Source organism: Melioribacteraceae bacterium, from assembly GCA_030584085.1.
Lineage (GTDB): Bacteria > Bacteroidota > Ignavibacteria > Ignavibacteriales > Melioribacteraceae > SURF-28.
Map to the genome: position 1 here is coordinate 105,944 of CP129490.1, position 14,599 is coordinate 120,542.

At 35.6% G+C, this 14,599-nt stretch carries 13 protein-coding genes; 7 read left to right on the forward strand and 6 right to left on the reverse strand.

Going from position 1 to position 14,599, the window contains the following annotated elements; translation table 11 throughout:
- Positions 1-109: 109 nt before the first annotated feature.
- The gene (locus QY331_00440) at positions 110-451 is read left to right on the forward strand and encodes a DUF488 family protein (GenBank protein WKZ69715.1); all 342 of its coding nucleotides are present in this window, start codon (positions 110-112) and stop codon (positions 449-451) included.
- A gap of 142 nt (positions 452-593) precedes the next feature.
- Here the strand turns inward: QY331_00440 and QY331_00445 are convergent, their stop codons facing one another.
- The 3 genes from QY331_00445 to QY331_00455 all read right to left on the reverse strand — a co-directional run bounded on the left by QY331_00445 (position 594) and on the right by QY331_00455 (position 3,328).
- Entirely contained in the window at positions 594-1,127 is a 534-nt protein-coding gene (locus QY331_00445) for a DUF1858 domain-containing protein (protein ID WKZ69716.1), read from the reverse strand.
- Positions 1,117-2,340, reverse strand: coding sequence for a DUF438 domain-containing protein (locus tag QY331_00450; GenBank protein WKZ69717.1), 1,224 nt, complete (start codon positions 2,338-2,340; stop codon positions 1,117-1,119). The genes QY331_00445 and QY331_00450 overlap by 11 nt, the downstream gene beginning before the upstream one ends.
- Positions 2,341-2,494: 154 nt before the next feature.
- Positions 2,495-3,328 (reverse strand): 4Fe-4S binding protein, encoded by an 834-nt coding sequence (locus tag QY331_00455; GenBank protein ID WKZ69718.1) that lies wholly within the window; start codon positions 3,326-3,328, stop codon positions 2,495-2,497.
- 195 nt (positions 3,329-3,523) lie between these two features.
- Here QY331_00455 and QY331_00460 point away from each other — a divergent pair, with 195 nt between their 5' ends.
- Genes QY331_00460 through nrfA form a run of 3 tightly spaced genes read left to right on the forward strand, consistent with a single transcriptional unit; the run spans position 3,524 to position 6,740 of the window.
- On the forward strand, positions 3,524-4,648 hold the full coding sequence (locus QY331_00460) for a 4Fe-4S binding protein (protein ID WKZ69719.1): 1,125 nt from the start codon (positions 3,524-3,526) through the stop codon (positions 4,646-4,648).
- Positions 4,614-5,231: a cytochrome c nitrite reductase small subunit gene (gene nrfH, locus QY331_00465; protein WKZ69720.1), complete on the forward strand. Its 618-nt coding sequence runs from the start codon at positions 4,614-4,616 to the stop codon at positions 5,229-5,231. The genes QY331_00460 and nrfH overlap by 35 nt, the downstream gene beginning before the upstream one ends.
- A 24-nt stretch (positions 5,232-5,255) precedes the next feature.
- The gene (gene nrfA, locus QY331_00470; GenBank protein ID WKZ69721.1) at positions 5,256-6,740 is read left to right on the forward strand and encodes an ammonia-forming cytochrome c nitrite reductase; all 1,485 of its coding nucleotides are present in this window, start codon (positions 5,256-5,258) and stop codon (positions 6,738-6,740) included.
- 59 nt (positions 6,741-6,799) lie between these two features.
- Here nrfA and QY331_00475 read toward each other — a convergent pair whose 3' ends face one another.
- From QY331_00475 to QY331_00485, 3 genes are all read right to left on the reverse strand, one after another.
- Complete coding sequence (locus tag QY331_00475) at positions 6,800-7,486, reverse strand: hypothetical protein (GenBank protein WKZ69722.1); 687 nt, start codon at positions 7,484-7,486, stop codon at positions 6,800-6,802.
- Positions 7,487-7,969: 483 nt separating this feature from the next.
- The gene (locus QY331_00480; protein ID WKZ69723.1) at positions 7,970-9,697 is read right to left on the reverse strand and encodes a 7-cyano-7-deazaguanine synthase; all 1,728 of its coding nucleotides are present in this window, start codon (positions 9,695-9,697) and stop codon (positions 7,970-7,972) included.
- Positions 9,694-10,476, reverse strand: a complete 783-nt coding sequence (locus QY331_00485; GenBank protein WKZ69724.1) for a hypothetical protein — start codon at positions 10,474-10,476, stop codon at positions 9,694-9,696. The genes QY331_00480 and QY331_00485 overlap by 4 nt, the downstream gene beginning before the upstream one ends.
- A gap of 305 nt (positions 10,477-10,781) precedes the next feature.
- Between QY331_00485 and QY331_00490 the strand changes: the two genes are divergently transcribed.
- From QY331_00490 to QY331_00500, 3 genes are all read left to right on the forward strand, one after another.
- Entirely contained in the window at positions 10,782-13,085 is a 2,304-nt protein-coding gene (locus QY331_00490) for a hypothetical protein (protein WKZ69725.1), read from the forward strand.
- A gap of 114 nt (positions 13,086-13,199) precedes the next feature.
- Positions 13,200-13,973, forward strand: a complete 774-nt coding sequence (locus QY331_00495) for a DNA methyltransferase (protein ID WKZ69726.1) — start codon at positions 13,200-13,202, stop codon at positions 13,971-13,973.
- A 172-nt stretch (positions 13,974-14,145) separates the two neighbouring features.
- The gene (locus QY331_00500; protein WKZ69727.1) at positions 14,146-14,559 is read left to right on the forward strand and encodes an endonuclease domain-containing protein; all 414 of its coding nucleotides are present in this window, start codon (positions 14,146-14,148) and stop codon (positions 14,557-14,559) included.
- Positions 14,560-14,599 lie beyond the last annotated feature (40 nt).

Genomic DNA, 14,599 nt, shown 5'->3' on the forward strand with positions numbered 1-14,599 from the left:
CTAACAAATAAAGCAACTCAATCTCAAGTGGAAGATTAGAATTTTGTTTGTGAAATAATGATATTATAAATAAGAATTTATTCTACAATAACTTAATCAAGGCACAACAATGATCAAAGTAAAACGAGTTTACGAAGAACCATCAAAAGATGATGGATTGAGAATTTTAGTCGATCGGCTTTGGCCGAGAGGATTAACTAAAGAGAAAGCAAAAGTTGATTTGTGGCTTAAAGAAATTTCACCAAGCAACGAATTACGAAAATGGTATCACGATAATTTTGATGAGTGGAACGAGTTTAAAAAGAAATACAAAAATGAGTTAAAAGATAAAACGGAAACAGTTGCCGAATTAAAACAATTGATTAAGAAAAATAAGATTGTAACGTTTGTTTATTCATCGAAGGAAGAAGAAAAAAATAATGCGGTTGCGTTGAAAGAGTTTGTTTCTTAAATGTTTTTATTCAACTCTTCTGTTTTATTCGTGCATTAATGGCTTGCGTTTTTGACTTTGAATTGTATGAATAACAGCAGAGTCCCGCGAAGTAGCTTTCCTTTTTTAGCCACAAATTAATGAATTAGGTGCTAAAGATTTTTTACTTCAAGCGCACATACGTTTTGATTAATTCTTCTTCTGCTTTCTCGGTGAAAGTTTCGAATCCTTTGTCTTCCATAATTTTAAGTAGCGGCGCCGGGATAAATGGAGTGATTAATAAGTAATTTTCATTTTCTTTTAATTCAAGTATCTCTTTCGTGACTTTTACCGCTGGATGATTTCCGTTTTCCAAATCTTCCCGTGCATCGTATTTTTTTTTAATAGGATTTTCTTCAACCCAAACCGGTTTTGGTTTTATTTTTTCAAAAATATCTTCTTCGACTTCAATATCATCTAATCCCGTAGCATTACGAAGCTCGTTTATTAACAAAGATAATGAAACACCGCCGACAACAGAGGCTTGTTTCAAAGTTGTTACTTTTGCAACGGTTCTTCTTAATACAGGATTTTTTAATTTCTTAAAAACCGGTGCGATCTCAATAAGTTTATCTTCAAGCTGCGGATAATTTTTAAGTAAATCACCAACTAAAGTTTTCGGCGTTATATCTAATTTAATATCTTCTTTAATTGTCATACTGCAAAATTCTCCTTTCACCTTCTAATTCTCTAAACTCGGCTATGTCTTGTGTTAGTTCGAGTGTTCCTAAATATTTTCCTTCTTTGTCTCTCACCGCATAGTAAGAAATGTGAACATACTTACCGTGAAAATCTATCCAGAACTTTGCTGCATCTTGTTTGCCGGATTTAAAATCATCTAAAATTTGATTAACAATATGAACGCTTGACGGAGGATGGCAATATTGAACTTCCCTTCCGAGTATTGCTTTACTTCTTTGGAATATTCTGTCTGTTCCGTGTGAGAAGTAACGAACTTTATCTTCTTTATCAACAAATGTTATATCAAGTGGAATAGAATTAAAAATTCCTTCCAATTCTTCAGGCGATAAACTTCCTGTTGAGAGTTTGAATTTTGTTTCTTCTTTCCCCAATGGATCCAACTTTGTATCAAACTCGGGCTGCCATCTTTTATCGGGATAAAAAATACAGAAACCAATTTCATCACTCTGTTGATCAATTTCATACCACTCGATATCTGTGAATGTGTCGATACACATAGGAAACAAAATATTATCTTCTTTGTAAATCATTTCTTCGATCGATTTAAGCGTCGGTTCAAACATAAATTCAATGAATCCGTTCAAGGTTTCTAAATCAATATTTTCTTTTTCCTCGAACACAGAAAAGGCAGATTTTAACAAACCTCTCGTTTCATCATGCTTCCCCCACATAACCATCGGTGGTCCCGTGATGTTGTGTTTTTCCAAAAAAGGAAACACTAAGTTTTCTTTTCTTACATAATGCTTTTCAATATCCATCAGCAAATTAAATTGTTTGTTGATTTCGTTAAGTGTCTCCGCCGGTGATCCGTTATAATCTTCAGTTGGATAAAGTTTACGAATGCTTTCGATTACTTTTTCTATTTCACGATTTTCATTTATGAAAACATCAACCGGATGCCCTTCCGGAATTTCTTTTGAAAACTTACTCATTAAATTTCCTTTAAGAGCATCAGAATGAAGATCACAGAATTTTAAGACTTCTTCTCTATCCAATCCTTCTTTAATTAGTTCTTCTTCTGCTTGCACCACTTCACCGTAAGGGACTTCACCCATAATTTTTTTGAGTTCTTTTTGTGTCTCTTCTACGGTTTCACCAGCGTGAAGTTTTAGAATAAGGGTCTTTAAGTTTTTTACTCTTTGTTCGCTGTTGTTTATAAATTCACTCATGTTGTTACCTTATATTTTAATAGGGCTGAAGCCCAGTATAATTATGAATCAAATTATCGGCAATGAAAAATGATTTATGTATAAATTGCCGTCCACTTTAGCGGACGGACTAAAAAAGTAAATATGATTGGGGCTTTAGCCCCATTCGATTATTTTAATTTATTTGTGTTTCTTTTAAAACTTTTCCATCTATACCGATTAATTTTACATCGACTACAATGTCACTTCCGGTCATTTCAATCGCTTGCTGAACCATTTGAACTAAACCGCCGCAACATGGGACTTGCATAACTAAAACTGTGATAGCTTTTAGTCTGCTTTGTTCGACCATAGTTATCAACTTATCAAAATAAACTTGTTTGTTGGTGTCTAGTTTTGGACATGCAATTGCGAGACTTTTCCCTTTGAGAAAATCTTTATGAAAATCGGGATAGGAAAATCCGCAGCAATCAGCCGCGAGTAGTAAATGTGCATCTCTGTAATACTGAGCTTGAGGGGAAACAAGATGTAATTGAATTGGCCAATGTGTTAAATGTGATTGTCTTGATCCGGATTCATTTTCAGAATAATCATCTGCTTCGAATGACATTTCTTTTGAGCCGGGACAACTTGTATGTTCAACCTTTTCCTTTCGTAACTCGGGGATCGGAATATTATATTTATTCAAGTATTCAATTGCCTCGGTTACAAAGTCCAATTCATTATGATCAATCAAATGTTCAAGATGCGCTTTGATTACATTTGGTCCGCCTTTTACAATATAATCCATAACTTTAGATTCATTATACGGCTCGGCTTCACGCTTTTCAATTGTCAAAGCACCTTGAGGACAATGACCGATGCACGCACCTAGACCGTCGCAAAAAAGATCGCTAATAAGTCTGACTTTACCGTCAATTACTTGAAGAGCACCTTCATGACAGGAGGGAACACATTCGCCGCAGCCATCGCAAAGTTCTTCGTCTATTTTTATTATTTCTCTTTGCATATTATCTCATTTATAAAAAGAAAAAATATTCTGATTATAAAATAAAGAACATGCGTGTCTCTTGCAAGGGGAATCGAAAACAATACAGTTTGTCCTTGGAAAGCAGATCAAAATAAACGATTTCAATTGACAAATAAATGAAATTCTGCTAATTTTTAATCAGAAATATAATTCTGATTAAATGAAAGAAGTAAAATGAAGGAAAAAAAGAAGTTCATAAGAAATACAGAAAAATCGATACAGAAACATAGATTTTGGGTTCAATCAGCAGTAGTACTGATTTGCATTTGGATTGGTATTGAGTTTCATCTTTTTGTTGAGTCATTAGAAGGCGGAAACCCGTCAGATGTCGGATATCGCCCACCCGGAGTTGAAGGATTTTTACCTATCAGTGCATTAATGAGTTTATATTATTTCTTTTTAACGGGCGAAATTCATCAAGCACATCCGGCGGGATTCGTAATTCTCGTTGGCATAGTTTCTGTCTCATTTATCTTCGGTAAGGCTTTTTGCAGTTGGATGTGCCCGATCGGTTTCTTGTCTGAATTGATTGGTGATTTTGGAGACAAAGTTGCCAAGAAATTATTTAAGAAAAGAATTAAAATGCCGAAGATTTTGGATTATCCGCTTCGAAGTATAAAATACCTTTTGCTTGCGTTCTTTGTTTATTCAATATTTTTTGCCATGACCGCCGCCTCGTTGAAATACTTTCTCGATAGCCCGTATAATATGGTTGCCGATGTTAAGATGTATGGATTTTTTGCAGATATTTCTCGATTTGCATTAATTGTTATTGCGGTGTTATTTGGATTGTCGATTATCTTTAGAAACTTCTGGTGCAGATACCTTTGTCCGTACGGGGCCTTGCTTGGTGTTTTTAGTTTGCTAAGCCCAAACAAAATCAAACGTGATCCAATTTCATGCATTGATTGCGGTTTATGCAACAAAGCTTGTCCGTCATTTATTAAAGTCGATAGTGTAAAAACAGTTTGGTCGGATGAATGTTCAACATGTATGAGTTGTGTTGATGCTTGTCCTGTTGAGGATACTCTACAATTAAGACCTCAATTTGGAAAAAATAAAATCAATAAAAAATTTGTTGCAGTTGGAGTTGTGGGTCTTTATATTCTAATTATTGGTCTCGGAATGTTAACGGGCAACTGGCAAAATAATATTTCGAATGAACAATATATTCTACATCAAAAAAATATACAAAGCTTAGGACATCCAAGAAGTACAGCCGACATCGAAAGGTTAAACAAAATTACAGAAACAGGGGATAATAATGTCTCAAGAAAATCAGAAAAGAGGACTAATTAAGAAAATACTGAATTTCCTTACTCCACCGCCTCAATGGAGGTTCCCGGTAATAATTATGCTTGGAATTTTCTTTGGAATAGGTGTTCACATCTTTTATATCTCGAATGCCGTATCATATCTTTCAGATGACCCGCAAGCATGTATAAATTGCCACGTTATGACCCCTCAATTCGCAACTTGGGAAAGAAGCAGTCACGCTAAAGTTGCAACATGTAATGATTGTCACGTTCCGCAAGACCACATTGTAAGAACTTATTACTTTAAAGCGATGGACGGATTACGACACGCAACTATGTTTACATTCAGACTAGAACCACAAGTAATAAGAATTAAAAGTGCGGGAAGAGAAGCTGTTCAAGAAAATTGTATTAGATGTCATTCAAACCAAATTCACCCGATCGCATTAAGAGCAATCAATAATAGAAATGTAGAAGATCAACGACCCGGTTACTGCTGGGATTGTCATAGAGAAGTCCCTCACGGAAAAGTAAAAGGTTTATCAACAACACCGTATGCACAAACTCCACAATATGAACCTATTACACCGGAATGGATGCAAAAGTTTTTTGCAAAAGAAAATTAATAATAACAAAAGAAGGGTTTATTGATGAGACCAATTCAAGACATCATTAAAGAAAAACCATGGGTTGGGTGGTTTTTATTTTTTGCTACCGTGGTAATTGTATTTTTAATCGGGTTATTCGCATCTTCTATTGTTGAAAGAAGAAGTGAAGCGTTAACATTGCAAACGGTAAAACCAATTGCCGAATGGGAACCTAGAAACGAAGTTTGGGGCGAAAATTATCCCCGAGAATACGAGACTTATTTGAAGACACTTGATACAAATTTTGTAAGTAAATACGGCGGTTCGGCATTCAGAGATTATTTAGAAGAATATCCCGAACTTGTAGTTATGTGGGCAGGTTACGGATTCTCGAAAGAATATAATCAAGGAAGAGGACACGCCCACGCAATTGAGGATATAAGAGAAATTTTAAGAACCGGTGGAAACGATGTTCGTCCAATGCCTTCAACTTGCTGGACTTGTAAAAGTACAGATGTTCCAAGATTAATGGCGGAAGAAGGTGTTGAAGAATTTTACAAAGGAAATTGGTTTGATAAAGGTCATCAAGTTGTAAATCCAATCGGATGTCAGGATTGTCACGATCCCAACACAATGAATTTAAGAATAACACGTCCCGCATTAATTGAAGCTTTCGAAAGACAAGGTAAAAAGATTTCGGAATTTTCACACAACGAAATGCGTTCACTTGTTTGTGCACAATGCCACGTTGAATATTATTTCAAAGGAGAAGGAAATTATTTAACATTCCCATGGGATAAAGGATTTACCGCTGATGATATGGAAGAATACTACGACGAAATCAATTTTACTGATTGGACACATTCATTAAGTAAGACTCCTATGTTAAAGGCACAGCATCCGGATTTCGAACTTTATATGACAGGAACTCATGCCGAACAAGGAGTATCATGCGTTGATTGTCATATGCCTTATAGAACAGAAGGGGGAGTTAAGTTTACTGATCATCATATTCAATCACCACTTAACAATGTCGAGAATTCTTGCTTTGTTTGTCACAGAGACGAGACAGACAAAATGATTCAAAAAGTTTACAGCAGACAAGATCGAATTATGGAATTAAGAGGTTTGTTGGAAGAAGCATTAGCAGCTGCACATATTGAAGCTAAAACAGCTTGGGATAACGGCGCACAACAAAATGAAATGGAAGCAGCATTAAAACTAATCCGTCATGCACAATGGAGATGGGATTGGGTTGCTGCCGCTAACGGTGCCGGATTCCACTCACCTGATGAATCATTGCGAGTTCTTGGTACCGGTATCCAAAAAGCAGAACAAGCCAGAAAAGAATTAGCATTAGTTCTTGTAAAGCACGGAGTGAGTTACCCGATTGCAATGCCGGATATTTCAACAAAAGAAAAAGCTCAAAAGTATATCGGTCTTGATATGGAAATGTTGAAAAAAGACAAAGAAAACTTCCTTAACACTACTGCAAAAGATTGGGATAAAATTGCTAAGGAAAGACAAGGTACGTTAAAAGAATATTAATCTGATATTTACTAATAGCAGTTAAGTATAGAATAGCCCGTCATGCGACGGGCTTTTTTTTACTGCTGCACTAATGAAGACGAATATTGAATTGGTAAGCCATCATCATCCAAAGTGCAGAATGCAATGTGCACTTTTATGGTGGGATATAATGAGAATAGCGTATTATCGGTTTCCTCGAAAGTGACGCTGAATGAAAGCGGATTCTCGAGATCGAGTGGTTGAGCTACGGTAGTTAAGGGAAAGAAATGTACCTTCTCATTATTTGCTTTTTCTGGATCGTTCACTTCAATAATGAAGTATGCTTCTATGTTCTTTTCTACTTCGGTATTAAACAGAGTAGGATTTGAGAACTGCATTAATGAAAGGTTAATCCCGTTTTCATCTCTTGCATAAGTATTAATTGAAAATGCAAAACCAAAACCCGGAACAATTGAAAAACCATCCACAGTACCGCTGCCTGTAATGTAAGGATAGTTCTTTTTGATGCAGTAATTGTAAGCGGATTGTTTTGGTCCTGCCGCTTCTTTCCAAAAATATCTCAGACTATTAATCGAGTTTATTTTTTTTGAAGCTTTGATACCCGTAAGAAATCTGTTTCTCCTTTCAACGCCTTCAGGGGAAGTATCGATTTTTCTATTGGAAGTTTTACGCATAACAAAGTTATCATCTCCTTTAATGACGCCGATGTAATCACCGAACGTACCGGAGAGTTTTCCGAAAAATTTCTCTTTGAATGAAGCCATTTTTTGTTTCTCCTAATTATTAGTCAATTATATTTATTTTGTTTTGAGCCCGCCTACGCTAAGGCTTCTTAGATTCCGGCTAAATGATTGCCGGAATGACCGGTTGTTTGAGATTCCTCAGTAATCAAGAGGCGATTCCTTCGGAATGACAGAAATGGAAAGATGGGGGGTGAGCGGGGATTGGTGGTTGTTCGAGAATGGGACGGTACTGTTACGGCACTATGACGGCACTGTAACGGCAACTCTTCGAGTATTGTTCGAGAATTATTCGACAAGTATTCGAGAACTATTCGACAAATTAGTATGAATCGGGTATGGAGTGAGGTGTATTGATTTATGAAATTGTACATCGTTTTCCCTTTTTGATTAGTGCTCGAAGCAGTTTTAATTACTTTTAGAACACGAGAGGAAAAATGGATGCCATTTCCATTTCCAATTATGGAGGTATTTTTGGAAGTTTAAATTTGGAAGTGATTTCCAAAATTAGAGGATGTTATAATCCATGCAGCGTCTTTTTGCGGTGTGGTTTGAACAGCCTAATTCATCACCAAGCTTTTTAAAGTTAATTGTACCATTATTCTTTCTACATTTTTCGTTGATAATTTTTAATAGTTTATCTTTTGTAAGTCCGTGTTTCTGCAAGTAATTTTTCTTTTTCAGTTTCTTAATTAGATTATTCGCAGCTTCATGCTCGGTAATATTTCTTTCTCTCTCTTCTCGAGTTGTATCCTTAACCGTGTTATGAATCTTTATTGGATTTGCAGTTTTCTGATATGCCCTGGGACGAATTATCAGTGTGAAAAATGAGTTGGGTTTTGCCGGTGCCAACGGTTTGTCGTACTTGATCTGCATTTGATTAATTGCGTGCTCAATATCGGTCGAGTGATTTTGACATAGTTGATAAATTTTCTTTACTCTTTCTTCATCGTTTTTACCGTTTATATAAGGAATTATATCTGCCAGCTCAGGACCATATTTTAAGAAAAAGCCGTCGAGGGTAAAACCTCTAAAGTTTTGAGCCATGCGTATAAATTCCAAAAGTGTTTTGAGAACAAGGTCATCGGTTAAGCTGTCCTTAAGAAAATCGAAATCATAGTTATTCTGATCATCCCATTTGTCTATTTCGGCAGAGAATGAAGCGAATCTTCTATCTACACATTGTGAGCATTTGCCGCAATGAGGTTTTGAACTTGTATTATCACGCGTACTGCTGCATGAAATAGAGTTAATAAATAGATTTGCACTTTCGTGTTTTTTCAAAATTTTTATAACATCGGTTTTTGTTTTATCGAAAAATTTATTTTTTATAACAAAAGGTTCTTCCGCAATTGCTGAGAATAGGCTTCCAAGTAGAGCGAGGGTTTTAGGATGGGTTGTTCTGCTTGAACGTGCATTCATAAGATCTTGAGTTTCTGCAAAGTTAAGAGAGGTCATGCCGTTTTCGTGAACGTATATTTCCTTTTGACCGTAAGCTTCCGCCACAACAAAAGCTGTTGATGTATATAGAAATGATCTTGTTCTCTGACTCTCTTCGGCGGAACTTTCATTACTCAAACCGCATTCAAATTTGTAATGACTTACTCGGCCAGGATAAGTTTGCTGGAGTAAGTTAAAGAGTTTGTTCTGAACACTAATAGTAGTTTTTTGACCGGAACGATGACTAACCAAGCAAACGTGAGAGTGGTTTGTCTGAAGACTTTCAACCGCACCGGCGAGTGAATCTATACCGCCCGAAAAGAGAAGAACTTTTAATTGATCTTCTTTCTGCATATTGAAATTATCGTTATCGAAAATTGATGAAGGAAAATCTTCATCGGACTGATAGAAAGAAAATTCATACTTGCTGTCACCGGTCATAAATTCGAGCGCGTCGGTTAAAAGTTTTTGAATATCGGGTCGTACCCAAAAAGCATAGTCGATAACTCCGATATGAAACACGATATGACGGCTCCATGAATGATACTCCTGCGCTGAGGGACTTCCACGTTTTATTTTTCGGTCGGCGGCAAAGAGATAGCCCGCAATGTTAAGTAAATCTTTGTGACGTGGTTTAACGGTTAGTACTGCATCAATCAACTTATCAAGTTTTATTCTTGTATTATACTCAGGTAATTCTTTTCTGTGTTCAAGTATGATTTTCTTAGAATCCGGATAGTTTACAGCCGCACCAAAACCACCGCATGAGACAATATGTTTTTTACTATTGCTCATTTCAATTCCTCAAACAGAATTTCACTTCTCATTTTCTTGAAGGTATTGCGAATGAGCTTGTTGATATCTTTACCCGAAGGTTTATTTTCTTTGGAATGTTTGTTGTACCACCCCGCGGCGTAGGACTGAGTGATCTTTGAAGTTTGGTAAGCGTGTTTGGATACTTCATCGGTGAAGGTTTCAATTGCTTCGGTAAAATTGTTGATTAGATTTATATCCTTTATGCGCGGTGCTGCTTCGCGTTCAAGAAAATATTTTAGATATCTTTCGGTAAACTTAGCGAAAAAGAGCCGTGAGATTTCGGAGAAGCCGCCGCCGCTTGCAGCTTTTGCAAATACGTTTTCGGGTTTAATTTCTGCCGAAAAGAAATTTTTACCATGATCTATATTTGAATGATACCAATGGTTGAGCGCATCTATTGTTGCCTGCTTTGCAATTGATTGATACTCTTTTGAATGAAACGATTCCTGTTTATAATAATTGATAGCTACGGCAAGCGACATAGGGGAAAGATTATCGGTTGGAAGGATTCCGTTTTCTACAAGATACTTACCGGGATTTTGAGTTTTGAAAGCGTATGAAAACTCCACTAAAAAAGATAATGAAGCTTTAACGGAAGGATCTTTCTCGAGTTCGTTATATAAATTTCTGACATTGGAGAGGGTGTTTTTAGCGACTTCTTCTACTGGGACTTTACCGCTTGTACAGGCTTCAATAGCCCTGACAATATCCCGCCACTTTTTAGATTTGGGTAGAACTCCTAATCTTTTATGCCCCATTTTACCCGCAATTTAATTTAAGGTATCGGTAGCCGTAGTAAGAGTATTTTCTTTTTAATTCTAAAGGATGCCGATTATAATCTAATGATATCATTTTAAAACATCAAGAAATACACATGATAATCTCATATTTCTGTTTGTAAGATCTCAATCACAGTGATTTTATTAATATCTTAATTAGATACTTAATAGACTCACAACGTTGTTAATGTATTTTGATGTTCTTGAAATTCTTAATATATATTATTTATTACATTCTGATTTACATATATTTGTAAAATTGAGAAAACAATTAATTACTGCCTATGTCAAAATTAGTTAAAGCTCCCCTTGACCAACTAAAAGATTTCCTCAACAAACTTTTTCAATTTGAAAGCCAGGACTTAGACTTCGGGGTCTACAAAATTCTGCATTATAAGAGGAAAGAGATAAAGAAATTTATCGATGAACTGCTTGTCGATAAAGTAAAGGAAGAATTAACAATTTTGACCGAAGAGGAAGTCAAAAAAGCAAAAAAAGAACTGAAAGAGTTAGAAGAAAATTCGGTTATAAAAGAATGGCTGAAAGCAAAAAAGGAAAAGGATAAAGAAACTCTCGAATTTTTAGAGAAAAAGTTTGAAAAAGATATTGAACTATATAACGAAACTAAAGCTGCCGCCGAAAGCGCCGATGTATCTATTGAAACACAAAACCAAATTTACAATCATCTTACTTTGTTCTTTTCACGGTATTACGATAAAGGCGATTTTATAAGCAAACGCCGGTTCGGAAAAAATGAAAAATATGTTGTGCCTTATAACGGTGAGGAAACGCATTTCTATTGGGCTAATCACGATCAATACTATATAAAATCATCGGAGCATTTTCAGAAGTATTCGTTTACAAGTCCAAAGCCGAGCGACCCCCTTAAAGTACATTTCAAACTTACCGAGGCACAGGTTGAGCAGGGTAACGTTAAAGAGGATGAAAACAAGTATTTCGTTCTTTCGGAAAAAGAGCCGGAGTTGGAAAATAACGAGCTTTCAATTTTCTTTGAGTACCGTGCTTTAACCGAAGACGAAAAGAAAGAAGTCGGCACACAGAATAAGCAGGAAAAATTGAACGAATCTGCATCTGTAAAACTGCAGAAAAAGTTAAGTAAAAAACCGGCTGCAGCGTTTTTGTGGGAAAAGAAAGATGATGAAACCTACCTGCTCAAAAAGCTGAATCACTACACACGTAAGAACAACTACGATTTTTTCATTCACAAAAACCTCAAAGGTTTTTTGGGGAGAGAACTCGACTTTTATATTAAAAGCGAATTGATAAATGTAGACGACCTTTACGTTCAGGAAACAGAAACTCATTTCAGCAGGGTTAAGCATAATTTGAAGTCGATAAAAGTTTTTAAAAATGTTGCCGATACGATTATAGAATTCCTCGCACAGATTGAAGACTTCCAAAAGAAACTTTGGGAAAAGAAAAAGTTTGTTCTCTCTACCGAATGGATAATTACAATTGATAAACTTACCGGCTGGCTTGGTGAAAAAGAAGCCGAACCAATATTAAAAGAAGTACTTAAAAACAAAATCCAACTTGAAGAATGGAAAGAGCTGTTTGGTGAAGAGATTTTTGAGGATTGGAAGAAATTAAAAATTGATAATCTTTACACAATTGCCGAACAGGGGGAACTTGGTAAAGACGATAGCGAAGAAAAAGTCTGGAAAAAACTTCCGGTTGACACAGTACATTTTGATGATGACTTTAAGTGGAACTTGCTAAACAAACTCTCCGATAAAATAGACATTGAAGAAAACTCGGACGGACTCGTTATTCATTCGGATAATTTTTACGGGTTGAAGTTACTCTATGATAAGTACAATTCTAGAATAAAAAGTATCTATTTAGACCCACCGTATAATACATCTGCAAGCGAAATTAATTATAAGAATGGATTCAAAGATTCAAGTTGGTGTTCATTAATTGAAAATAGAATTGAAGTTGGCAAATTATTAGGAGCTGAAGATGGAATGCATTGTATCACCATAGATGATGTCGAACTTAAAAATCTAAAGCAAATTTTAGAAGAGCAGTTTAGTAAAGATCTTATTCACGCTACTGTTGTAATACGAAATAATCCCTCCGGACGATCAACAGTAACAGGTTTTTCGATTAATCATGAATATGCATTATTTGTCTCCAATACTGATAAAGTAAAAGAAGTTGGTAAATTACCTCATACTGAAGAGCAAAAGAAAAGATACACTGAGAGAGATAAAAATGGTAAAATGTTTGAATGGGAAAACTTAAGAAGAAATGGCCCTGAATCAAACCGAGAGGATCGCCCCAAACAATACTTCCCGATACTTTTAAAGAATGATAACAAAATAGCACTTCCTAAAATGGAATGGAATGAAACTAAAGAAATTTGGGAAATTACTACAAAACAAACTGATAAAGAAAAATTGATATATCCATTACATCCAAATGGAAAGGAAAAAGTTTGGAGATATAGCCATGATAATATTGAAAATGAACCTGATAGATTTAAATGGGAAATAGTGAATGATAGAGTAGAAATTTATCGTAAAAAATATTTAAACGAAGAAGGATTACTACCTAGAACTTAGTGGGATAAGCCAGAATATTCAGCGAGAGATAACGGTACGAGAGATTTAGGAAATCAATTTAATAATTCAAAGATTTTTGATTTTCCTAAAGCGGTTGGAGCTGTTGTAGATTGTATGAAAGTTGCAAAAACTAAGCAAAATGATATTGTATTGGATTATTTTCCTGGATCTGGAACTACCTTTATGGCTACCCAGGAACTAAATCGAGAAGATAAAGGTTTTAGAAAAACTATTTTAATTGAACAAGGGGGTTATGTATATGAGCTAATCCTTCCCCGCATCAAAAAAATAGCATACACATTCGACTGGAAAGAGGGGAAACCGAAAAACGGAAGTATGAACGGATTGGGAGTTTTCCTTAAATACCAAAAACTTGAGCAGTACGAGGAATCATTAGAAAACATTTCATTCAACTTAAGTGAAGACGCACAGCAGAAAGCGCTTGAGTTTGAAGAGTACATTCCAAAGTACTTTTTAGAGTTTGAGACTAAAAACAGCCGTACGCTCGTCAACACCGAAGCGATGGAAAATCCTTGGGATTACAGATTAAAAGTATGGGACGGTTACACATACGATACACAAAAAGCCGTTGATTTGGTAGATACGTTTAATTACTTAATCGGTCTGCACGTTCAAAAATACATAACTAAAGATATTGACGGAAAGAGATATCAATTTGTTTACGGCAATAACAATTCAAACAAAAAGATACTTGTAGTTTGGCGCAGCATAAAAGAATGGCAGAAAGAAGATTATGAAAAAGACAGGGAAACACTTAAAGAAGAATTAAGAAATTACGAATATGATCTGCTTTATATAAACGGGCAGGCGCATTGGGAAGGTTATCAGCCCGTGGAGCAGGTGTTTAAGAGTAAGATGGTATCATAAACCGATGAATCGGTTGAATGTATGTGGGGCTGTATTATTAACCAACGGCTTAAGCCGTTGGTTAGCGAGAAGGTAAAGTTTACTTAGAACCGTTTTAACGGTTTCTAAATTGTTTATTGAACTCAACCCCCTAGCCCCCTTCTCTTGGTAAGAGAAGGGGGAATAAAGGGGGATGAGTTATATTCATAAAATAATTTTTATGAGTTTAAATAAAAAAAGAGAACTGACGGAAATTGCAAAGTTAATCTGTTGTGATCTAAGAAAAAATTCTACTGAAGCAGAAAAGATTCTATGGAATAAATTAAGAAACCGAAAACTAGACGGTAAAAAGTTTTTACGACAGCATCCCATATTTTATGATTTAAAGGGGAGGGAATCATTTTTTGTAGCTGACTTTTATTGTTTTGAAGAGAAAATGATAATTGAGCTTGACGGTCATTATCATAAATATAGATTAAGAGAAGATGAAGAAAGAACGGAGATATTGAATTTGCTTGGACTGAAAGTGATACGTTTTTCTAATGAAGATGTGTTAAACAATATAGATAATGTTCTGAAGTTGATTGAAGAAAATTGTAACATGTAGAAACTTATGAACTCATCCCCCAGCCCCTTCTCTTGAAAAG